Below are 22,319 nucleotides of genomic sequence, written 5' to 3'. Positions count from 1 at the left end.
CTAGGGCCGTAGGCACCGGCGCCGCAACCACGCGCCGCAGCCACTGCCCAGCGCAGTAAAATTCGCGCCACCCTCAACCCACTGCCCCTACCACCATGTCCCTTTTTGCCGCCGTCGAAATGGCCCCGCGCGACCCGATTCTGGGTCTGAACGAGCAGTTTGCCGCCGACCCCAATCCGCACAAGGTCAACCTCGGCGTGGGCGTCTATTACGACGACAACGGCAAACTGCCGCTGCTGCAGTGCGTGCAGCAGGCCGAGCGCGCCATGCTCGAACACCCGGCCGCGCGCGGCTACCTGCCCATCGACGGCATCGCCGCCTACGACAACGCGGTCAAGGCGCTGGTCTTTGGCGCCGACAGCGAGCCCGTGCGCAGCGGCCGCATCGCCACCGTGCAGGCCATCGGTGGCACCGGTGGGCTCAAAATTGGCGCCGACTTTCTGCGCAAGCTCAAGCCCGGCGCCCAAGTGCTGATCAGCGACCCGAGCTGGGAGAACCACCGCGCCCTCTTTACCAGCGCCGGCTTCGACGTCGGCAGCTACGCCTACTACGACGCCAAGCGCCTGGGCATCGACTTCGAGGGTATGCTCGCCAGCCTGCAAGCCGCCAGCCCCGGCAGCATCGTGCTGTTGCACGCCTGCTGCCACAACCCCACCGGCTACGACCTCAGCCCCGAGCAGTGGGACCGCGTGGTGGCGGTGCTGCAGGCGCGCGGCCACACGCCCTTCCTCGACATGGCCTACCAGGGTTTTGGCCACGGCATCGCCGAAGACGGCGCCGTGATCCAGAAGTTCATCCAATCCGGGCTCGACTGCTTCGTCGCCACCAGCTTCTCCAAGAGCTTTAGCCTCTACGGCGAGCGCGTGGGCGCGCTGTCGGTGCTGTGCCAGAGCAAGGACGAAGCGGCGCGCGTGCTGTCGCAGCTCAAACTCGTGATCCGCACCAACTACTCCAACCCGCCCACCCACGGCGGCGCGATCGTGGCCGTGGTGCTCAACGACCCGACCCTGCGCGCCCTGTGGGAGCGCGAACTGGCCGAGATGCGCCTGCGCATCCAGTCGATGCGCGCGCGCCTGGTGGCTGGCCTCAAAGCCGCCGGCGTGCAGCGCGACATGGGCTTCATCACGCAGCAGATCGGCATGTTCAGCTACTCGGGCCTGAGCAAAGAGCAGATGGTGCGTCTGCGCAGCGAGTTCGGCGTCTATGGCACCGACACCGGCCGCATGTGCGTGGCCGCGCTCAACAGCAAAAACATCGATTACGTCTGCCGCTCGATTGCCGCGGTGCTCTAATGGCTGGCGCATGCAAGCGCCCCTCGAACCTGCCCTCTGTGGTTGCTTGTGCCGCTTTCGTCGCTCGCCCACCCGTGTTGTCGCTGAAAGGTCAGGACAAAATCAGCGCGGCCTGATATATTGTGCTGCACTGCACTATTTTTACGAGGTGAGCCGATGCTGTACCAGATTTATGAAAACCAGCGCTCGCTGATCGAGCCCTTTTCCGACTTTGCGCAAATGACCGCCAAGTTGTTTGCCAACCCGCTCTCGCCGCTGGGCCAGGTGCCGATGGCGCAACGCATCGCCGCCGCCTACGACCTCGTGCACCGCTTGGGCAAGGACTACGAAAAGCCCGAGTTCGGCATCCGCCACGTGGACATCGAGGGCCAGCACGTGGCGATCGACGAGCGCATCGAGATCGACAAGCCCTTTTGCGAGCTGCGCCGCTTCAAGCGCTTTTCTGACCACCCGGCCACGCTGACCCGGCTCAAAACCCAGCCCGTGGTGCTGATCGTGGCACCGCTGTCGGGCCACTACGCCACGCTGCTGCGCGACACCGTGCGCACCATGCTGCGCGAGCACAAGGTCTATATCACCGACTGGAAGAACGCGCGCATGGTGCCGCTGTCCGAAGGCGATTTTCACCTCGACGACTACGTCAACTATGTGCAGGAGTTCATTCGCCATCTGCAGCAAAAATACGGCAACTGCCACGTCATCAGCGTTTGCCAGCCGACCGTGCCGGTGCTCGCGGGGGTCTCGCTCATGGCCAGCCGGGGCGAACTCGCGCCGCTGTCCATGACCATGATGGGCGGCCCGATCGACGCGCGCAAATCACCCACTTCGGTCAACAACCTGGCAGCGCAGCGCAGCTTCGAGTGGTTCGAGAACAACGTCATCTACCGCGTGCCGGCGAGCTTTCCCGGCGCTGGGCGGCGCGTCTATCCGGGTTTTTTGCAGCACAGCGGCTTTATCGCCATGAACCCGGACCGCCACGCCAGCAGCCACTACGACTACTTCCGCGACCTGATCAAGGGCGACAACGAGAGCGCCGAAGCACACCGCCAGTTCTACGACGAGTACAACGCCGTGCTCGACATGGACGCGCACTACTACCTCGAAACCATCAACACCGTGTTCCAAGAGTTCAAACTCGTCAACGGCACTTGGGATGTGCGCAACGAACAGGGCGCGCTCGAGCGCGTGCGCCCGCAAGACATCAAGCACACCGGCTTGCTGACCATTGAGGGCGAGCTCGACGACATCTCGGGCTGTGGCCAGACGCACGCTGCGCACGGGCTGTGCACCGGCATCGAAGACCCGGAGCAGCGCCACTACGAGGTGCCGGGCGCCGGGCACTACGGGATTTTCAGCGGCCGGCGCTGGCGCGAGCAGGTCTATCCGGTGGTCAAGGCCTTTATTGTCGAGCACGAACCGAAGTCGGCCGCGGGCATCGAGGCGGCGCGCTTGGGCGCGGCAGAACTCGACGACGGCGATTCGGATGAGACCGCTGCCGCCCCCGCCGAACCCTCCAGCGCCCCACGCCGGCGCACGGTGCGCAAACCCGCTGCCGGTGGCTGACAACCTGGTCGAACGCCTCGATGCGCTGTTGCCGCAGACGCAGTGCCGCCGCTGCGGCTACCCAGACTGCCGCAGCTACGCCCAGGCCTTGGCCGCCGGCACTGCCGAAATCAACCAGTGCCCACCGGGGGGCGAGGAAGGTGTGGCGCGCTTGGCCGCCCTGCTGGGCCGCCCCGCCCTGCCGCTGAACACGGCCCACGGCCTCGAGGGCCCCATGACGGTGGCGGTGATCGACGAGCAGTGGTGCATCGGCTGCACCCTGTGCCTCAAAGCCTGCCCGACCGACGCCATCGTGGGCGCGCACAAGCGCATGCACACCGTAATCGACGCCTATTGCACCGGCTGCGATCTGTGCCTGCCGGTGTGCCCGGTGGACTGCATTCAGATGGTTCCGGTGGCGGCCGCAAATGGCGCTCAAGGCGATCAAGGTATCCACGGCACGGCCTCCACGGCCACCGGCTGGGCCGCCTGGAGCCCGGCGCAAGCCGAGCAAGCCCGCCAGCGCTACATTGCCCGCCAAGCGCGCCTGCAGCGCACCGAAGCAGCACACCAAGCGCGCCTGCTGGCCAAAGCCGAGGCCAAACTGGCCGACCTGCCCGCGCACTCCAAACACACCGACCCGGTGGTGCTGGAGCGTAAACGCGCGCTGATCGAGGCGGCGCTGGCGCGCGCCAGGGCGGCTCAGGCCGCCAGGGCACAGGAGCGGCCACTCAGCAGCGGGAATCAACCAGCGGCTTGATTCGGTGCCGGCTGCAGCGCCTCGGGCGCGGCACCGTGCGCGCGCAGCCCCAGGCGGGCAAACAAGGCGCGGTCGCGCGCCGCTTGCGGGTTGGCGGTGGTGAGCAGCCGATCGCCATAAAAAATCGAATTGGCCCCGGCGGCAAAGCACAGCGCCTGCAGCGCGTCGTCCATCTGCTCGCGCCCGGCCGACAGCCGCACCAGCGCACGCGGCATGGTGATGCGCGCGGCGGCGATGGTGCGCACGAATTCGAACGGATCGATCGGCGCGGCGTCGGCCAAGGGGGTGCCGGGCATGGGCACCAGGTTGTTGATCGGCACCGACTCGGGGTAGGGTTCGAGGTTGGCCAGCTGCGCCAGCAAGCCGGCGCGTTGCGTCCGGGTTTCGCCCATGCCGACGATGCCGCCGCAGCAGACCTTGATGCCGGCCGCGCGCACGTGCTCGAGCGTGTCGAGCCGGTCCTGGTAGCTGCGCGTGCTGATGATCTGGCCGTAGAAATCGGGCGCGCTGTCGAGGTTGTGGTTGTAGTAATCGAGGCCGGCGTCTTTGAGCTGCTGCGCCTGCTCGGCCTCGAGCATGCCCAGCGTCATGCAGGTTTCGAGCCCGAGCGCGCGCACGCCCTGCACCATTTCGGTCACGCGCTGCAGATCGCGCATTTTGGGGCTGCGCCAGGCCGCGCCCATGCAAAAGCGGCTCGCGCCCTGGGCCTTGGCGGCGCTGGCGGCTTGCAGCACCTCGTCGAGCGGCAGCAGCTTGCTGGCCTCGACGCCGGTATCGAAATGCGCCGACTGCGGGCAGTAGCCGCAGTCTTCAGCGCAGCCGCCGGTCTTGATCGACAGCAGGGTCGAGAGCTGCACCGCGTTGGGGTCGAAATGCTGCCGGTGCACCTGCTGCGCCTGGTGCAGCAGGTCCAGAAAGGGCAGTTCGAACAGGGCTTCGATGGCGGCCACCGACCAACGCGGTGGGGTCTCGGTTGGGCCCGCTTGGGCGGGTTGGGCCGTGGTGGCAACGGCCGCCTGGCGGGCGTCTGCACCCGGCGCAGAGCCGCCTGCACGGCGCAGGGCAGAGACATCGATCGGGGTGGCGCAAGTGCTCATGAGGTGGGTTCGTGGGGCGGAAAGGTAAGGCTCAGGCCTGCGCGGGTGGCAGGCCAAACAGGCTGCGCAGCGCGGCGTCATCCAGGTGCGTGGCCGCTGCTTGGGCCATGGGCACCGCGCCCGTGGACGCCAGGCGCGGCAGCACGCCCAGGCACGGGCTCTGGTGGCGGCGGGCAAACTCGTGCCGCAGCGTGGCGATGTTCTCGGTCAGGAAAGGCATGTCGGGGTCCAGCGTGTTGGCCACCCAGCCGCCCAGGCGCAGGTCGCGCGCACGGATGGCTTCTGCCGTGAGCAGCGCGTGGTTGATGCAGCCCAGGCGCAGCCCCACCACCAGCACCAGCGGCAGGCCGAGGGCGCGCATCAGGTCGGAGCTGTCCCAGTCGGGGCCCAGCGGCACGCACAGGCCGCCGGCCCCTTCGGCCACCACACAGTCCACCTGCTGCGCCAGCGCGTGGGCGCCGTCGCGCAGGGTGGCAAAGTCGATCTGCCGACCCTCGAGCGCGGCCGCAATGTGCGGGGCGCAAGCGGTGCGCAGCTGCAGCGGCCCCACCTGCTCGGGGCGCACCCCGGAGCCTGCGGCCCACAGGGTCTGCACGTCTTCGTTGAGCCAGCGGCCGTCCACCTGCTCCATGCCCGAGGCCACCGGTTTGTAGCCGGCGGCGCGCAGGCCTTGCGCGCCCAGCCAGTGCAGCAAGCCGGCGCTGACGCGGGTCTTGCCGACTTCGGTGTCGGTGCCGGTGACGAAGCAGCCTTTCAGCGGCTGGCCCGGGGTGGGTGGGAGGGTCATGAGGGCAGTTCCTGCAAACACGCGGCCAGTGCCGCCAACAAACGGTCGAGTTCGGCCTGCGTGTGGCTGGCGCTGAAGGTCAGCCGCAGGCGCGCGCTGCCCTCGGGCACCGAGGGCGGGCGAATGGCCGGCACGCGCAGGCTGCGGGCCTGCAAGGCGGCGTCCAGGCTCAGCGCGCGTGCATTATCGCCGACGATCAGCGGCTGGATCGGGGTGCGCGACTCGAGCAGGTGCGGCCGCAACGGCGCCCCGGTGGCGCCTTGCCCATCAGGCCCAACCCGAGCGCCTCGAACACCCTCCCCGCCCGGCCCGCGCTCCATGGGCGCCAGCAAGGCTTGCACGCCGGCGCGCCAGCGCCCGATCAGGGCCTCGAGGTGTGCGCGGCGCGCGGTGCCTTCGGCGCCTTCGATCAGATCCAGGCTGCTTTGCAGGGCCTGCGCCAGCGCGGGCGGCAGCGCCGTGGTGTAGATGTAGGTGCGGCCGCGCTGCAGCAGCCACTCGACGATGCTGGGGTGCGCAGCCACGAAAGCCCCATAGACGCCCGCCGCCTTGCCCAGCGTGCCCATATAGATCAGGCGCTCGCTGCGCAGCCCAAAGTGCTCCAGGCTGCCATGTCCGCGCGCGCCCAGTACGCCAAAGCCGTGTGCGTCATCGACGATCAGCCAGGCATCGTGGCGCTCGGCCAGTTGCAGCAGTGCGGGCAGGTCGGCCAGGTCGCCGTCCATGCTGAACACCGCATCGGTGACGATCAGTTTGAGCGCCGTGTTGCAGCTTTGCAACTGCTGCGCCAGCGCGGCCAGGTCGGCATGAGGATAGCGCTGCACTGCGGCTTTGGACAGACGCGCGCCGTCGATCAGCGAGGCGTGGTTGAGCTGGTCGCAAAACAGCGTGCTCGAGGCGTCGCCCAAGGCCGTGAGCAGCGCCAGGTTGGCGGCGTAACCGCTGCCAAAGAGCAGCGCGCGCGCGCCCGGAATGTGCGCCGCTGCCCAAGCCGCCAGCCGTTCTTCGAGCGCCGCATGGGCCTGCGTGTGGCCGCTCACCAGATGCGAGGCGCCGCTGCCCACGCCCCAGCGCCGGGCCCCGTCGGCCAGCGCCTGCGCCAGCGCCGGGTGGTTGGCCAGCCCGAGGTAGTCGTTGCTGCAAAAAGCCAGCAGCGGGGCCTCGGCCCCCAGCACCTGCAGCTGCGGCTGGCACGGAGTGGTCTGGATGCGCAGGCGCCGCCGCAGCGCCGCGGCGTCGAGTTCAAGCAACCGACGGTTCAGGTGTGCGATCAGCATCGGGGGGTGGTGCGGCGCCGGAGTCGGCAGCCGCCGCAGGGTTCAACGTCTCGTTCAGGGTCTCGATCAGGCGCGCGCCCAGCCAGCGCGCCAGCGCCGCGTCGAGCACGTAGGGCGGCATCAGATAGACGGTGCGCCCGATCGGGCGCAGCAGCAGCTCGTGCTGGCGCCCGACCAGGTGCAGGCGCTCGGCAAAGCGCGCCGGCGCGTGTTCGGCGCGCACATCAAAAGCCCAGATCATGCCGCAGCGGCGCAGGTGCTCGAGGCGCGGGTCGTGGGCCAGCGGCGCCAGTGCCGCATCGAGCACCGCCGCCACGCGGGCGTTGTCGCCCAGCACATCGCGCTGCTCGAAGCGATCGAGCACCGCCAGCGCGGCGCGGCAGGCCAGCGCGTTGCCGCTGTACGAGTGCGAGTGCAGGAAGCCGCGCGCCACCTCGTCGCTCAGGAAGGCGCGGTAGACGGCATCGCGGCACAACACCACCGACAGCGGCAGGAAGCCGCCCGTGATGCCCTTGGAGAGGCACAGCAGATCGGGCCAGATACCCGCTTGCTCACAGGCAAGGAAGCTGCCGGTGCGGCCAAAGCCGACGGCGATTTCGTCGGCGATCAGGTGCAGCTGGTAGCGCTCGCACAGCGCGCGGGCGCGGCGCAGGTAGTGCGGGTGGTGCATGGCCATGCCGGCCGCGCCCTGCACCAGCGGCTCCACGATCAGCGCCGCGATGTGGGCGTGGCGCTGCGCCAGCAGGGCTTCGAGCGCGGCAGCGGCGCGCTCGGCCACGGCGGCGGCGTCCTCACCCGGCTGCGCCAGGCGCGCATCGGGCGTGGGCACGAGGTGCGCGCCGCCATAGAGCAGCGGCGCGTAGGCGTGGCGAAACACCGGCACGTCGGTCACGGCCAGCGCACCCAGCGTCTCGCCGTGGTAGCCGCCCTGCAGGCAAACGAACTCGCGCTTGTCCGGCTGGCCGCAGTTGCTCCAGTGGTGCATGCTCATCTTGAGCGCGATTTCCACCGCCGATGCGCCGTCGCTGGCAAAGAACAGGTGCCCGAGCTCGCCGCCGGTGCGCGCGCTCAGGCGCTCGGCCAGCTCCACCGCCGGCGCGTGGGTGCAGCCGGCGAGCATCACGTGCGGCAGCTCGTCGAGCTGGGCCTTGATGGCGGCGCCGATGCCGGGGTCGGCGTGACCGAACAGGTTCACCCACCAGCTGCTGCTGGTGTCGAAATAGCGCCGGCCCTCGTGGTCGTGCAGCCACGGGCCGCTGGCGCGCGCCACGGCCAGCGGCGGCACGGCGGCGGCGCGCTGCATCTGGGTGCAGGGGTGCCAAACGCTGGCCAGACTGCGCTGCTGCCAGTCGGTGTGGGGGCTGGGCATGGTGGTGGGATCGGGCAGCGGCGCCGTCACGGCATGGTGGGCGGCGTGAGGCGCTGCGCCAAGGGCACCGAGGGCGGATCATCGAGTTCGATCGCGATCTGGGTGCAGACGTTGCGGCACAGGCTGACGGCACGCGCGCTCTGCACGCGGTAGATCACCTGCGTGCCCTCTTTGCGTTTGGCCAGCACGCCGGCGCGGTAGAGCATGTTCAGGTGCTGCGACAGATTGGGCTGGGTGGTGTCGATTTCGGTCAGCAGTTGACCCACGGATTTTTCCTGCTCGCACAGGGCGCTCAGGATGCGCAGGCGGATGGGCGTGGACAGGATGCCGAACAACTCGGCGGCGCGCTCAAACACACGCGCATCGTCGGCACCGGCCGCGGCTTCAATGGGGGTTTGCATCAGAATGAACCGATAGTTGCTCGAGTGACAGATGATAACCCCGCGCAACCTCGGCCCTTCAGCCCAGCAGATCGCGGATCTGCTGCAACACCGCTGGGTCGTCCATGGTGCTCAGGTCGCCGGGGTCGCGGCCCTCGCACACCGCCTGCATGGCGCGGCGCAGCAGCTTGCCCGAGCGCGTCTTGGGCAACGCAGCGACGAAACAGACCCGCGCCGGGCGCGCCACGGCCCCCAACTGGGCATCCACGATCTGCATCAGGGCTTGCTCTTGCTCCCGAGCCTGCTCGGCCGAAGCCGCCAGCGCCGGGTTCTTGAGCACCACAAAAGCCACCGCCACCTGGCCCTTGAGCGCGTCGGCGCGGCCCACCACCGCCACCTCGGCCACGTTGGAGTGGCTGGCGATGGCCTCTTCGATCTCGCGCGTGCCCAGCCGGTGGCCGGCGACGTTGATCACGTCGTCGGTGCGGCCCAGAATGAAGTAGTAGCCCTCGGCGTCGCGCAGGCCCCAGTCGAAGGTGTTGTAGAGGCTGCGGCCCTGGATGCTGGACCAGTAGGTTTTGAGGTAGCGCTCGTCGTCGCCCCAAACGGTTTGCAGGCAGCCCGGCGGCAGCGGCCCCTCGATGGCCAGCACGCCCTTGCGGTTGGGCTCGGTGATGTCGGCCCCAGTGAGCTCGTCGATCAGGCGCACGTCAAAGCCATAGACGGCGCGCCCCGGCGAACCGATCTTGCCCACCGCCGTGGGTTCGACGCCGCTGCACAGCGCCAGAATCGGCCAGCCGGTCTCGGTTTGCCAGTAGTTGTCGATGATGGGTTTGCCGATGGCGGCACCGATCCAACTGGCGGTGGGCTCGTCCAGCGGCTCGCCGGCCAAAAACAGGGCCTTGAGGCTGGAGAGGTCGTGGCGGCTCAGGTAGGCCGGGTCCTGCTTTTTGAGCACGCGCGCCGCCGTGGGGGCCGAGAACATCACGCTCACGCGGTATTTTTCCACCAGCTGCCACCAGATGCCGGCGTCGGGGCGGGTCGGGAGCCCCTCGTACATCAGGGTCGCCATACCGTAGAGCAGCGGGCCGTAGATGATGTAGCTGTGCCCCACCACCCAGCCGATGTCCGAGGTGGCAAAGAAGGTCTGCCCCGGCTCGCCAAGGTAGATGTGGCGCATCGAGGCCGCCAGCGCCACCGCGTAGCCGCCGGTGTCGCGCTGCACGCCCTTGGGCTTGCCGGTGGTGCCGCTGGTGTAGAGGATGTAGCTCGGCTCGCCGCTCTCGAGCCACACGCACGGCACCTGGGCGTGCAACCAGCGCTCGCGCGCGGCGGCGTAATCCACATCGCGCCCCGGCACCGGGTGCAGCTCGGCCAGGCCGCGGTTGACCATCAGCACCTGTTTGGGCGGGTGCTGGCTCAGGCGCAGCGCGTCGTCCAGCAGGGGCTGATAGGGCAGCACCTTGCCGGCGCGCATGCCGGCGTCGGCGCTGACGATCAGGGCTGGGCGCGCGTCGTCGATGCGGCTGGCCAGCGCGTGGCTGGCAAAGCCGCCAAACACCACCGAGTGGATGGCCCCGATGCGCACGCAGGCCAGCATGGCAAAGGCGGCTTCGGCGATCATGGGCATGTAGATCAGCACCCGGTCGCCCTTGCGCACGCCCAGATCGAGCAGGATGGCGGCCATGCGCTGCACCTCGGCGTGCAGCTCGCGGTAGCTGTAAACCCGCTCGGCCCCGGTTTCGGACGAAACGCAGATGAGCGCGTTTTGCTCGGCGCGCTCGGCCAGGTGCCGATCGACCGCGTTGTGGCACAGATTGGTGCGCCCACCCACGAACCAGCGCGCAAATGCCCGGTTGCGGGCGTCGCAGACTTGCTCGAAGGGCTGCTGCCAGTCGATCAGTTGCGCCTGCTCGGCCCAGAAGGCCTCGCGCTCGTCGATCGAGCGGCGGTAAAAATCGGCGTAGCGGCTGCTGGAGGAAGTGGCGTCGGCGGGGTGGCGGGCGGGCATGGGGTCTCCTGTGGCGGTCAACGCGGCGGTTGCCTTGAGCGGCTGGGCAAGCATAACCTCACGATTTTGACCGCACGGCTTGCGTGTGCCTGACGCCCGACCCGACACGGCGCCGCCCCCTCCTCACGGTGCCAGAAGCGCAAACTGGAACTGCCCTGGGGCCTGGATCGGATCGACATCGACGCCGACCGTGCTCTTGGGCGCAAAGCGCCCTTCGAGTATCTGGCGCGACAGCGGGTTTTCGATCCGTTGCTGGATCGCGCGCTTGAGCGGCCGGGCGCCAAACACCGGGTCGAAGCCCACCTTGGCCAGCTCGGCCAGCGCCGCCTCGCTCACCTGCAAGCCCAATTCGAGCCGCGCCAGGCGCTCGGTGAGCACCTGCAACTGAATGCGGGCAATGCGCGCAATGTGCCCAGCGTCGAGGCCGTGGAACAGCACGGTTTCGTCGATGCGGTTCAGGAACTCGGGGCGGAAATGGTGTTTCAGTTCGCCCCACACCGCCTCCTTGATGTCGTCGGGGTCTTGCCCGACCATGGCCTGGATCAGCGGCGAGCCGATGTTGCTGGTCATGACGACGACGGCGTTCTTGAAGTCCACCGTGCGCCCCTGGCCGTCGGTCAGGCGGCCGTCGTCGAGCACTTGCAGCAGCACGTTGAACACGTCCGGGTGCGCTTTTTCCACCTCGTCGAGCAGGATCACGCTGTAGGGCTTGCGCCGCACGGCTTCGGTCAGGTAGCCGCCTTCCTCGTAACCCACGTAGCCCGGCGGGGCCCCGATCAGGCGCGCCACCGAGTGCTTCTCCATGAACTCGCTCATGTCGATGCGGATCAGGTGTTCCTCGGTGTCGAACAGAAACGCCGCCAGCGCCTTGCACAGCTCGGTCTTGCCGACGCCGGTGGGGCCCAGGAACAGGAACGAACCCAGCGGCCGGTTCGGGTCGGACAGGCCCGCGCGGCTGCGTCGGATGGCGTTGGCCACGGCCACGATGGCCTCGTCCTGCCCGACCACGCGCTGGTGCAGCTTGTCTTCCATCTGCAGCAGCTTGTCGCGCTCGCCCTGCATCAGCTTGGCCACCGGGATGCCGGTGGCGCGCGCCACCACTTCGGCAATTTCCTCGGCCCCCACCTGGGTGCGCAGCAGCCGCGGCCCGCTGGCGCTGCCGTCGCCGGCGGCTTCCTTGGCCTGGGCCTCGCGCAGGCGTTTTTCGAGCTCGGGCAGGCGCCCGTACTGCAGTTCGGCGACCTTGTTGAAGTCGCCCTTGCGCGTCCAGTCCTCGATCTGGATCTTGATCTGCTCGATGTCCTTGCGCACCTGGTCGGAACCCTGGGCGCTGGCTTTTTCGCTCTTCCAGAGTTCCTCGAGATCGGCGGCCTCGCGCTCGAGCTTGACGATTTCCTCTTCGATCAGGGTCATGCGCTTCTGGCTGGCTTCGTCCTTTTCCTTGCGCACCGCCTCGCGCTCGATCTTGAGCTGAATCAGGCGCCGATCGAGCCGGTCCATGGCCTCGGGCTTGGAGTCGATCTCGATCTTGATTTTGGCTGCGGCTTCGTCGATCAGGTCGATCGCCTTGTCGGGCAGGAAGCGGTCGGTGATGTAGCGCTGGCTCAGTTCGGCGGCGGCGACGATGGCCGGGTCGGTGATCTCGACCCCGTGGTGTACCTCGTACTTTTCTTGCAGGCCGCGCAGAATGGCGATGGTGGCCTCGACCGTGGGTTCATCGACCAGCACGCGCTGGAAACGGCGCTCGAGCGCGGCGTCCTTTTCGATGTACTTGCGGTATTCGTCGAGCGTGGTGGCGCCGATGCAGTGCAGCTCGCCGCGCGCCAGCGCCGGCTTGAGCATGTTGCCGGCGTCGATCGCGCCCTCGGCCTTGCCCGCGCCCACCATGGTGTGCAGCTCGTCGATGAACAGGATGATGCGGCCTTCGTCGGCGGCCACCTCCTTGAGCACCGATTTCAGGCGCTCCTCGAACTCGCCCCGGTACTTGGCCCCGGCCAACAGGCCGGCCATATCGAGCACCAGCACCCGCTTGTCCTTTAGGCTTTCGGGCACCTCGCCAGCCACGATGCGCTGCGCCAGCCCCTCGACGATGGCGGTCTTGCCCACACCGGGCTCGCCGATCAGCACCGGGTTGTTCTTGCTGCGCCGCTGCAGCACCTGGATGGCGCGGCGGATTTCGTCGTCGCGCCCGATCACCGGGTCGAGCTTGCCGGCGCGGGCGCGCTCGGTGAGGTCGAGGGTGTATTTTTTCAGCGCCTCGCGCTGGCCTTCGGCTTCGGGGTTGTCAACGCTCTGGCCACCGCGCACGGCGTCGATGGCGGCCTGCAAGGCACTGCGGTTCAGGCCGGCCTTGCGCGCGGCGTCGGCCAAGGCGATTTTGCTCTCGCTCAGGGCCAGCAAAAAAAGCTCGCTGGCCACGTATTGGTCGCCGCGCTTGATGGCCTCCTTTTCCGCCGCCTGCAGCAGGCTGACGGTGTCGCGCCCGACCTGCACCTGCTCTTGCCCCTGCACCGAGGGCAACTTGGCCAGCGCCTCGTCGGCGGCCTGGGCCAGCGCCGGCACGCTGACGCCGGCGCGCTGCAGCAGCGCCTTGGGGCCATCGGGCTGGCGCAACAGAACCGCCAGCAGGTGCGCCGGCTCGATGTAGGCGTGGTCTTGCCCAAGGGCCAGCGTCTGCGCTTCGCTCAGGGCTTGTTGCAGTTTGGTGGTGAGTTTGTCGATGCGCATGGGGCGGCCTCGCTGAGGGTTTCGGATGCGATGCAGTTGAGGCTGGGGGGTGGGATTTCAAGCCTTCGGCCGTCGTATTGGTCGCCAACGTTGGCGGCCAGATCGGGTCGGCTTTGATTTGCTAAAAACACCCACTCATGCCAGACTACGCACCATCATCGTCCAAGGATCGGATGAGGCGGATCAGTCCGCCTTTGACAGCGATCTTCCCTTGCCGGGTGAGATTGGCGAGTTCATCCAGCAAAGCCTTGCGGACGTTCTTGCCCAGCCGCTGGAAACCCTTTGACTTCGCCATTTCTCGCAGAAAAACCTCAAGCGGGGCGACGCCTCCCGCACGATCAAGAATCGACTCAATCTGCCCGTGCTCGAAACCAATTGATCCCGATGGCCAAGCGACGGTATCGAGTTCGGCCTGCCCGGTCGCCACAGCCAAGGCCTGCTGCGCCGCCTCAGTTTGCTCCTCCTCCTTGAAGCCTTCGGCGATGATGGCGTCAAGCTCATGGATCAAGTGCATGTCGGTGGCAGGAGCCTCGGCAGCCGAGAACGCTTCTTGCGGAATGCCCAACTCAACGAGCTGCTCAAAGACCGGGCGCATGGCCTGCTCCGGGTTGCGGTAAAACGCGCTGCCCCGAATGCGGACGAACTGCCAGCCAAGGCGCTCCAGAACGGTTTGACGCTCCAAGTCGTCTGAGAGCTTGTCCAAGGGATGCCAGCGGTCGCCGTCGCACTCAATGGCCAGGCGCTTGCCGCCGCCCTCAACGACCATGTCAATCCTGAAGTAGCCAACCTGCCATTGCGTCCGCACAAGGTAGCCAGCACCTGTAAGCCGCTTGAGCACCTCGCGCTCAAAGGGCGACTCGGTCTTGTGTTCCTCCCTGTCGAAAGCACGTAAAGTCGCCTGCGGGTCCTTGACGTGGCGCAGCAACTGAAAGCGCAGATCATCCGACTTCAGGTTCAGGTTTGGGTCGAAGGAATGCACAACCCAAAGTTGGTCGCGGGCGCGGCTCGCCGCGACGTTGTAGCGCTTCTTGGTCTGCTCGTAGGCACCGACGCCTGTCATCCTCAGCGTCCCCTCATCGGATGAACTGTCGACCATGGACAAGAAGATCACGTCGCGCTCGTCGCCCTGGAACTCGCCCGAAATGCCCACTTGGATGCGGCGCTGCTCCAGCTCGACGCCATCAATCTCTTTGTGAAGCATCGTCTGGATCAAGGCGGCCTGCGAATCGCCAATCATGGTGATGATGCCTATCGTTTTACCCGCGTAGGCCGGATGCCGGATCATTGCCTTGATGGTAGCGATGATGTCTTCGGCCTCCCTCCTGTTGATATCGTTCTCGCGAAAGCCACTCACCCGGCGCGCGACACAGGCGGGCTTGAGGTTCGTCGAGTTCGCCTCGCGCAGCGGCTGTATCTTGCCCTCATAGGATAGCTGGTTGCTGAACGCGATGATCTCCGGGACGCAACGGAAGTGCTCAACGAGCTGAACCGTGTCGCCAAACGACTGGCGACCGATGTCGTAGATCGAGCAGAGGTTGTCGTAGAGGTGCGCGTTGGGAATGCCTTGCAACATGGTCTTAATCAAGTTCTGCAAAGTCGCTTGATTTTTGCCAACGCCCAGCGGCGTGACCTGCTCTTGGTCGCCAACCACAACGACCTGCTTTCCCAGGTAAACCGGAATCAGGGCGTTGAAATCGGCTTGGCTTGCCTCGTCGATGATGACGACATCAAAGCGCGTTGTCCGCGGGTCGAATCGTTCCGCCATGATCGAGATCGGCATGATCCAAACGGGTACCGCTTCAGAGCAGCGAACCATCAGTTTACGACTCTCTGACAGCAAAGTCTGGTGCTTGTCCGCCTTTTTTGTGTGTGCCAGGCGCTTGGTAGTGTCCAGCCAGCCGACCAGAGCTCGGCGGACAGCGTGGTTCCCTTGCAACCTCTCGAGCTGCCTGCCCCACGCCTTGCACTCAATGAGCGATTGCGTGATTTGGCGCAGGGTGTTTCGGGTTTTGTCGATCTCGTGTTGAAGATCGTGGGCGTCGAGTTTGTCCCGTTCAGCGAGTTCATCATGGAGCTGGCGCCATGTCCATGCCGTCTTGTAGTCGCCGGGAATGGACCCGCCGTCATGCGGCCGGACGCGATGCGCGATCTGCTCGGCCCAGCCCGGCGCGAAAAGCCGCATCTTTGCGAGCAAGGCGTCGCGCTCCTCGACAAGTGGCTTGACCGAATGCAAGCGCCGCGCGTATTCCAATGCCGACGTGTAGCCTTCCAGGTCGAGCGAGCGGGCCGCCGCCACAAGCCTGCCGGTACAGCCAAGGTCAGGGGCCGAAGGGTCCACTTGGGCCGAGAGGGTGGCGAGGCGCTCGAACCAAACCTCGCATTCCCTCAGCCTGCGTCGGGCTACCTCATTTGCCAGCAACTGCGGCAACATTCCGCAGGCAAGCCGCTCCATGAGCAGATATTCAAAGGTCGGGCTCGCCTCGCGTGGCTGCGCGGCGAGCAATTCGTCGAGCTTCAGGCCTGCGGCTTTGAGCTTGGCAGCCAGAGGCTCCCACACCTTGGAATGCCAGTCGAGGCAGCGCCGTATTTCCGGGATCAACGCCCGGCAAGACAACTCGGGGGCCGGTGCCAAGGAGGCAAACACAGCGCCAGATCGGGCCCCAACGAGGGCGTTCCAAAGGTCCTCCAATTCGAGCCTGGCGGCCTCCAAGCCAGCGAGCCGACCGATGGCGTCGAAGTGATCAGGATGCTTGGGCTGCCCTGCTGTTACCGAAACCGTCTTGATGAGCTGACGCCATTCCGAGCGAGTCATGAGATGCAAGAAACCGAGCTTACCGCCGCCAGACAAGTGCTCCCTGATCTCGGTCGTCACTTGCAACTGCTTTTGGACCGGCATGGATTCAGAAAGTCGCGGGCGATGGTGCAAAACCAGTACGTGTTTTCCGTTGGCCTCGGCGGCCCTCTCGATGGACGCAACGAGCAGCTCCCACGCCTCACGTTCTGAGCCGCCGCGCAAGCCAGCAACGATGGCATGTGGCCGCCATGCTTGACGAAGCAGATCGTCGGAAAACTCGGCTGCAAACTCCTTGGCGATCTCCTCCAATTCGGCGCTTGCTCCGTTTGTCTGCCGCCAGAGGTCGGCACCTTCGGAGATGTCGCGCGTGAGCAAATCGCGGTGCTCGGCAACCATGACCCGGAACTGGCGCTCCGAAGGCAGCGCCGCGAGGTCTGGCAGCGGGCAGCGGGCGTCTCGCTCCTCTTGGGCCGTGTGGGTCGCACCCAAGGCATAGAGGCGAACAAGCTCCTCCTCCGTGAGAGCGATGTCGGCACCCAGCTTTACCGGAGACGGCAACCAGGAATGTTCGGCTTCGTTGGCTGCCACGAACTTGGCCGCGTCGGAAGGTGCGTAGCGCTTGCCGCCGACCGGTATTTCCCGGTATTCGTTTTCCAACGCCTCCTTGAGCTTGTGGGCGAGCTCCCGCGACGTGGAAAGCAGCTTGCGGCGTTCTTCGGCCAAGGTCTGCGCTTTGCCAGTCAGCGTCTCGGCGGTGTCGCTGGTGAGCCGCTCGCTGATCGAGCCGATCGACAATTCGATCTGGCCCCGCTCTTTGTGGTCGCTGCCAAGCACCGAAACGCACAGCGGGCGCAGCGTCTCCGGCACCTTGTCGCGCAATACCCGCAGGGCCTTGGCCGTCTGCGCAGTCACGAGGATGGACTTGCCCTGAGCGAGCAAGTGGCCGATCAGGTTGCCGATCGTGTGCGTCTTACCAGTCCCCGGCGGCCCCTGCACGATGACGGAGCCACTACGCGCCAGCCGGCGGATGATCTGCAACTGTTCCGCGTTGGCCTCTTTGGCCAGAAGGATGTCGTCGTCATGGATAGCGGGTGCAACTGCGGCGCGAGCTGCAGTTTCCTCGCAAGCGAGCGAGTCGCCCAAGTCTGCGCCTGGCGACGTCGCCTCCGTCCCAGTGATCTGGCCCAGGGCAGGCGGGAACAGCTCCCGGCTGTCGATGTCGTCGAGGATGGCGTCAACTGCGTTGGCGATCCCGAATACCCGCTTGCGCAGCACCAACATGGGATCGCGCCAAAGCCTTGGCACCTCGCTCGGGGAACCGCCCGGCGCGTCGAGGAACTCGCCGTTCAGCGGCGAAACCGTTTGGATGAAGGCGCGCAGGAACGCTTCCGTGTCGCCCCATCCGAATGGATGGCAACTGGAAGCATCGAGCTCGCTTTTGCGGTTGCGGATGGCGACCGGCTCGACTTCTTTCAGGTCAAGACAAAGGGAGACGTACAGCTCGGGCTCGCGCTCCGCCTCATGAATGGTGAACTCGGGGACGTTCGGATTGAACCGAAGTTCAACCCGCTTGAGCAATATCGGATGGTCGATCGACACCTCGCCATCCTCGTCAGAAACGGTACGCCATGACAGACGACCGTCGGCGGCGAGCAATTCCAGTTGCTCCCCATCCTTCTCAAGCGTCGAGTGGATGTCATAGAAAGCCTCGAAGAACCACATGGCCCGGCGAGCGGCGCGCTCCGGAGCGGCCCATGCGTCGCGCGCGGCCACCCAAGCCTCCCAATCGGCCAAGCGCTCCTCGTCGTCCTCGAAGTGGACAGTGATGGTCTCCTGCGTGCCTTCGCCATCTACGTTCGGGACGGTTATGTTTTGGCTGTCGGCAACGTTGGCAGGCTTGGCCGGATCGTCCCAGCCTGGCAGCAGCCAAGGCTCAACGGTCGCAGGCGGCTTCGGGCAACGCGTGAGGTTCGGGCGCCTGACCCGAATGAGAATATCGGAGATTTCTTGGGGGCTGTCGTCGAGCACCGGGCGTGTGAACCGGATCGACTCATGGGCAGGCATCTCTGCAAGCCGGATCGTCTTGGGCTGCTCGCCGATTGATCGGACCGGTCGGAAACGCAGCTGGTTCACCTCTTTCAGGAAGCTGTAGAGCTGCCGCACCTTGGTTCTTGTAGCATCGTTCATGGTCTTGCCCCTGCTTGCTCAGACATAGTCTACGCGCAGTGTAGCGCCCGGAGTTGCTTGACAGCGGCAGCGTTACCTGAAACTGCACAAGGAAATGCAGCCACACGTAGCCCATGGGCTACAATGCACCGATGCGTGTCGAAAAGACCCACGAGTACCGCGCTTGGATCGACAAGCTCGCCGATCAAGCCGGTCGGGCGCGCGTGCTGATGCGCGTCGACCGACTGATTCATGGCAATCCGGGCGATTACCGTCACTTGAGCGAAGGTGTCTGCGAACTTAGGATCGACACCGGCCCAGGGTACCGGGTTTACTACGCCCAACGGGGTGAGCGTTTGTTGCTCTTGCTCGTTGGCGGCAGCAAGTCGACACAGACGAAAGACATTGCCAAGGCCCTGCAATTGAACCGTGACCATGGAGCATGAGCGCATGACCAGCCCCGCCGCCAAGCCTAAAAAACCGAAAGTCAGCACCACCGCCTACGACGTGGCCGAGCACCTGCGCACGCCCGAGGAGATGGCTGCCTACCTGGACGCCTGGCTGAGCGAGGCACCCGACGACGCGGCTGGCATTGCACGCGCGTTGGGCAATGTGGCGCGTGCACGGGGCATGTCGCTGGTCGCCAAAGAGGCTGGTTTGAGCCGTGAAAGCCTGTATCGGGCGCTCAGCGCCGACGGCAACCCGAGCTTTGCCACCGTACTCAAGGTTGCCAGGGCCTTGGGCGTACGCCTGCACGCGCAAGCCGCGCAGCAGCCTGCTTGATCGATCAGGCTGCGCTCAGGCCGCGTCCCACTTCGGCCTCAATGAGCGTGCACACCCATCTTCAAGCCGGTCGCTTTGAGTACCGCGTTCAGGGATAACGAAAAAGGGCCGCGTATAGCGGCCCTTCCATTTGGTGCATCTTTCAGCTTGTTAGCGTCCAGAGCTCATATCCCAATCTAGAATTGGTGTAGTATTGTACCATAACTTTTACGGACAAGAGCCTTGATCAAGGTAGGGGAACAGCATGCAGCAAAATTTTCGCTACCGGCTCGCGCTGGACCTCGGCAGCACTTCGCTCGGTTGGGCGCTGCTGAAGTTGAGCAACAATCAGCCTGCGGCACCTGTCGCGGTCATCAAGGCGGGTGTGCGCATCTTCAGCGACGGGCGCAACCCTAAGGATGGGTCATCGCTCGCAGTATCCCGCCGTGAGGCCCGTTCTATGCGCCGTCGCCGCGACCGCCTGCTAAAGCGCAAGGCTCGCATGATGCGAACCCTGATTGAGCACGGCTTCTTCCCCAGGGACGAAGGCGGGCGCAAGGCACTGGAATCGCTTAACCCCTACGCGCTACGCGCCAAAGGTCTGAACGAAGCGCTCAAGCCGGAAGAGTTCGCGCGCGCACTTTTCCATATCAACCAGCGCCGCGGCTTCAAAAGCAATCGGAAAACAGACAAGAAAGACAACGACAGCGGCGCCCTAAAGTCATCCATCAAACAACTGCACGCAGCGCTAGACCCATCTGGTGCGGATGGGAAGCCCCGCACGGTGGGCGAGTACCTTCACCGCCGATATCAAGCGGGTCAGACGGTACGAGCTCGCTTTCGTGAGCGTCGCGTAATGAAGGATGACGGGAAAACGCGGGTTGACAAAAGCTACGATCTTTACATAGATCGCGCCATGATTGAGGCTGAGTTTGATGCCCTGTGGTTGAAACAGTCGGCGCTGGACCCACACCAGTTCAACGAGCGAGCACGCACCGATCTCAGGGACTGCCTGCTGCACCAGCGAAATCTCAAGCCCGCCATACCGGGGCGCTGCACCTTGCTTCCAGAAGAACATCGGGCACCCCTTGCGCTACCCAGTCAACAGCGCTTCCGTATCTACCAAGAAACCAACAATCTGCGCTTGCTTCGTGATGGCCTTCGAGAGGAACCCTTGTCACTGGAGCAGCGCAACACCCTGGCAGATGCACTGGAACGCAACAGCAAACTCAGCTTTACGAAGATAAGAAGCATGCTCGGTCTCGGAGGCGCGGTTCGGTTCAGCCTCGAAGACCCAAAAAGACAAGAACTCAAAGGCAATGCCACCAGTGTCATTCTGAGCAAAAGGGAACACTTCGGTCAAGCGTGGTTTGGCTTCTCTGCCGTCGAGCAAGATGCCATTGTCATGCAGTTGGTGAGCGAGGAAAACGAGTCCAGACTTACCCAATGGCTGGAAATGAACACAGGAGTGGACGCGGTGAGAGCCGAAGCCATTGCCTGTGCAGCCCTGCCGGAAGGTTATGGCAGCCTATCCACTAAAGCACTGGATCGTATCCTGCCCGAGTTGCAACGCGCGCTTATCAGTTACGACAAAGCGGTATTGGCAGCAGGCTTTGATCACCACAGCCGACTCAACACCTTTGGCGAGATTCCCAACCGAACCTTTGACACCGGCGTGCAACGCATAAACCCAGCCACCGGTGAGATTCAAAACCTCCATGCATTGAAAGAATTACCCTACTACGGTGAGTTCTTGCAGCGTCATGTAGGGTTTGCCAAAGATAACCCAAAGAATGACGAGGAGCGCTTTGGCAAGATCGCCAACCCTACTGTCCATATCGGTCTGAACCAGATTCGCGTAGTTGTCAATGCGCTCATCAAGCGCTACGGTCATCCGTCAGAGGTGATCGTGGAGGTCGCGCGCGAACTTAAGCAAAATCTGGAACAGCGCAAGGAAGAAAATGAACGCCAAGCAGCGAACCAGAAGCGCAATGCTGAGCTGCGCGAGATGGCAGCATCCATTCTGCAAGTTGCCCCAGAGCGCGTGCGCCATTCCGACATTCAAAAGCTGATTCTCTGGAAGGAATTGAGCTTTGACCCAGCCGATCGGCGCTGCCCGTACAGCGGCGTCCAAATCAGCGCCACCATGGTCCTGAGCGAGCAGGTTGAAATCGAGCATATTCTTCCTTTTTCCAAGACTTTGGACGACAGCCTCGACAACAAGACGGTAGCGCTCCGAATAGCCAACCGCATTAAGGGAAATCGAACCCCATGGGAGGCGCGTGCAGACTTTGAAGCCCAGGGTTGGTTTATGGACGATGTGCTGAAGCGCGTCCAACAGATGCCCAGGAACAAGCGCTACCGGTTTGCCGAAGACGGCTACGAGCGTTGGCTGCGAGACGATAAAGATTTCCTTGCAAGGGCGCTCAACGACACGCGCTATCTGAGTCGGGTGGCGCGAGAGTACTTGAGTCTGATTTGCCCACAAGCGACTCGCGTTATCCCTGGCCGCATGACCGCAATGCTGCGCGCCCAGTTTGGCCTCAACAACATACTCGGTCTTGACGGTAAAAAGAACCGCGACAACCACCGACACCATGCTGTCGACGCCTGCGTGATCGGCGTTACCGACCAAGGCATGCTCCAACGTTTTGCGCAGGCCAGCGCAAGTGCCTCTGATCGACAACTGAACCGGCTGGTTGAGAATATGCCACCGCCTTGGGAGACTTACCGCGAGCATGTAAAGCGAGCTGTTAATTGCATCTGGGTCAGCCACAAGCCTGATCATGGCCACGAGGGGGCCATGCACAACGACACCGCTTATGCTCTACTGGGTAATGGGGTAGTGAGATACCACAAGTCCGTTGACGGCAAACGTGAAAATGTCACTGAGGCACTCAAGGTTATCGAATTTACTTGCGAGAAGGCACAAGAAAGACATGGCTTGCAGCCTGACGGTTCACTGCGGCCCTACAAAGGCTACAAAGGCGACAGCAACTACTGCATAGAGATTGTCCGTGATGAAAATGGCAAATGGCACGGAGAAGTCATTTCAACTTTTGATTCCTATCAATTGGTGCGTTTGCACGGATTATCGCGTTTGCGCCACCCAACACTGAGTATGAGTGGTAGGCCGCTCGTGATGCGCTTAGTCAATGGTGACATTATTAAGCTCGCAATTGACGACAGCATGTCTGTGATGCGAGTTGCATCAATAAGTTCTGCTGGACGCCTGAGTCTTGCTGCGCATAATGAAGCAAACGTCGACGCCCGCAATCGAGACAAAACAGGATCATGGCGCTACACATACACCTAAATCCGTGCCCCACACCCCCACTTCCTATCTCAACTCCAT

The 22,319-nt window shown here is 64.7% G+C and carries 14 protein-coding genes; 6 read left to right on the top strand and 8 right to left on the bottom strand.

Annotated elements, in window-relative coordinates:
- Positions 1-95: 95 nt before the first annotated feature.
- From AAAZ40_RS07280 to rsxB, 3 genes are all read left to right on the top strand, one after another.
- Positions 96-1,292, top strand: coding sequence for an amino acid aminotransferase (locus AAAZ40_RS07280; protein WP_045535802.1), 1,197 nt, complete (start codon positions 96-98; stop codon positions 1,290-1,292).
- Positions 1,293-1,448: 156 nt separating this feature from the next.
- Positions 1,449-2,855: a polyhydroxyalkanoate depolymerase gene (locus tag AAAZ40_RS07275; RefSeq protein ID WP_476659743.1), complete on the top strand. Its 1,407-nt coding sequence runs from the start codon at positions 1,449-1,451 to the stop codon at positions 2,853-2,855.
- Positions 2,848-3,594, top strand: a complete 747-nt coding sequence (rsxB, locus tag AAAZ40_RS07270) for an electron transport complex subunit RsxB (protein ID WP_476659742.1) — start codon at positions 2,848-2,850, stop codon at positions 3,592-3,594. Before AAAZ40_RS07275 ends, rsxB begins: the two co-directional genes overlap by 8 nt.
- Here the strand turns inward: rsxB and bioB are convergent.
- The 8 genes from bioB to AAAZ40_RS07230 form a co-directional block, all read right to left on the bottom strand.
- Positions 3,579-4,691: a biotin synthase BioB gene (gene bioB / locus AAAZ40_RS07265; RefSeq protein ID WP_476659741.1), complete on the bottom strand. Its 1,113-nt coding sequence runs from the start codon at positions 4,689-4,691 to the stop codon at positions 3,579-3,581. The genes rsxB and bioB overlap by 16 nt on opposite strands.
- A 31-nt stretch (positions 4,692-4,722) precedes the next feature.
- The gene (gene bioD / locus AAAZ40_RS07260; RefSeq protein ID WP_476659740.1) at positions 4,723-5,478 is read right to left on the bottom strand and encodes a dethiobiotin synthase; all 756 of its coding nucleotides are present in this window, start codon (positions 5,476-5,478) and stop codon (positions 4,723-4,725) included.
- On the bottom strand, positions 5,475-6,755 hold the full coding sequence (locus AAAZ40_RS07255) for an 8-amino-7-oxononanoate synthase (RefSeq protein ID WP_476659739.1): 1,281 nt from the start codon (positions 6,753-6,755) through the stop codon (positions 5,475-5,477). Before AAAZ40_RS07255 ends, bioD begins: the two co-directional genes overlap by 4 nt.
- The gene (gene bioA, locus AAAZ40_RS07250) at positions 6,721-8,124 is read right to left on the bottom strand and encodes an adenosylmethionine--8-amino-7-oxononanoate transaminase (RefSeq protein ID WP_476659738.1); all 1,404 of its coding nucleotides are present in this window, start codon (positions 8,122-8,124) and stop codon (positions 6,721-6,723) included. The genes AAAZ40_RS07255 and bioA overlap by 35 nt, the downstream gene beginning before the upstream one ends.
- Positions 8,125-8,150: 26 nt before the next feature.
- Positions 8,151-8,525, bottom strand: coding sequence for an ArsR/SmtB family transcription factor (locus tag AAAZ40_RS07245; RefSeq protein ID WP_476659737.1), 375 nt, complete (start codon positions 8,523-8,525; stop codon positions 8,151-8,153).
- Between the two features lie 58 nt (positions 8,526-8,583).
- Positions 8,584-10,515: a propionate--CoA ligase gene (locus AAAZ40_RS07240; RefSeq protein ID WP_476659736.1), complete on the bottom strand. Its 1,932-nt coding sequence runs from the start codon at positions 10,513-10,515 to the stop codon at positions 8,584-8,586.
- 123 nt (positions 10,516-10,638) lie between these two features.
- Complete coding sequence (gene clpB / locus AAAZ40_RS07235) at positions 10,639-13,242, bottom strand: ATP-dependent chaperone ClpB (protein WP_476659735.1); 2,604 nt, start codon at positions 13,240-13,242, stop codon at positions 10,639-10,641.
- A 145-nt stretch (positions 13,243-13,387) separates the two neighbouring features.
- Positions 13,388-18,223: an AAA domain-containing protein gene (locus AAAZ40_RS07230; RefSeq protein WP_476659734.1), complete on the bottom strand. Its 4,836-nt coding sequence runs from the start codon at positions 18,221-18,223 to the stop codon at positions 13,388-13,390.
- A gap of 131 nt (positions 18,224-18,354) precedes the next feature.
- Here AAAZ40_RS07230 and AAAZ40_RS07225 point away from each other — a divergent pair, with 131 nt between their 5' ends.
- From AAAZ40_RS07225 to cas9, 3 genes are all read left to right on the top strand, one after another.
- Positions 18,355-18,648 (top strand): type II toxin-antitoxin system RelE/ParE family toxin, encoded by a 294-nt coding sequence (locus tag AAAZ40_RS07225; protein WP_476659733.1) that lies wholly within the window; start codon positions 18,355-18,357, stop codon positions 18,646-18,648.
- Between the two features lie 4 nt (positions 18,649-18,652).
- Positions 18,653-18,985, top strand: a complete 333-nt coding sequence (locus AAAZ40_RS07220; RefSeq protein ID WP_476659732.1) for an addiction module antidote protein — start codon at positions 18,653-18,655, stop codon at positions 18,983-18,985.
- Positions 18,986-19,229: 244 nt separating this feature from the next.
- A complete protein-coding gene (gene cas9 / locus AAAZ40_RS07215; RefSeq protein ID WP_476659731.1) occupies positions 19,230-22,280 on the top strand; it encodes a type II CRISPR RNA-guided endonuclease Cas9 in 3,051 nt (1,016 codons plus the stop codon).
- Positions 22,281-22,319 lie beyond the last annotated feature (39 nt).

The organism is Serpentinimonas sp. SMBJO2, from assembly GCF_056341105.1.
Note: the sequence above shows the minus strand (reverse complement) of the source record. Positions and strands in the feature narration are given on the sequence as shown.

Bases quoted from the DNA above. Each gene is read 5' to 3' on its own strand.
- AAAZ40_RS07280 (WP_045535802.1), top strand. From the start codon at position 96: ATGTCCCTTTTTGCCGCCGTCGAAATGGCCCCGCGCGACCCGATTCTG.
- AAAZ40_RS07275 (WP_476659743.1), top strand. From the start codon at position 1,449: ATGCTGTACCAGATTTATGAAAACCAGCGCTCGCTGATCGAGCCCTTT.
- bioB (WP_476659741.1), bottom strand. From the start codon at position 4,691: ATGAGCACTTGCGCCACCCCGATCGATGTCTCTGCCCTGCGCCGTGCA.
- bioD (WP_476659740.1), bottom strand. From the start codon at position 5,478: ATGACCCTCCCACCCACCCCGGGCCAGCCGCTGAAAGGCTGCTTCGTC.
- AAAZ40_RS07255 (WP_476659739.1), bottom strand. From the start codon at position 6,755: ATGCTGATCGCACACCTGAACCGTCGGTTGCTTGAACTCGACGCCGCG.
- bioA (WP_476659738.1), bottom strand. From the start codon at position 8,124: ATGCCCAGCCCCCACACCGACTGGCAGCAGCGCAGTCTGGCCAGCGTT.
- AAAZ40_RS07245 (WP_476659737.1), bottom strand. From the start codon at position 8,525: ATGCAAACCCCCATTGAAGCCGCGGCCGGTGCCGACGATGCGCGTGTG.
- AAAZ40_RS07240 (WP_476659736.1), bottom strand. From the start codon at position 10,515: ATGCCCGCCCGCCACCCCGCCGACGCCACTTCCTCCAGCAGCCGCTAC.
- clpB (WP_476659735.1), bottom strand. From the start codon at position 13,242: ATGCGCATCGACAAACTCACCACCAAACTGCAACAAGCCCTGAGCGAA.
- AAAZ40_RS07230 (WP_476659734.1), bottom strand. From the start codon at position 18,223: ATGAACGATGCTACAAGAACCAAGGTGCGGCAGCTCTACAGCTTCCTG.
- AAAZ40_RS07225 (WP_476659733.1), top strand. From the start codon at position 18,355: ATGCGTGTCGAAAAGACCCACGAGTACCGCGCTTGGATCGACAAGCTC.
- AAAZ40_RS07220 (WP_476659732.1), top strand. From the start codon at position 18,653: ATGACCAGCCCCGCCGCCAAGCCTAAAAAACCGAAAGTCAGCACCACC.
- cas9 (WP_476659731.1), top strand. From the start codon at position 19,230: ATGCAGCAAAATTTTCGCTACCGGCTCGCGCTGGACCTCGGCAGCACT.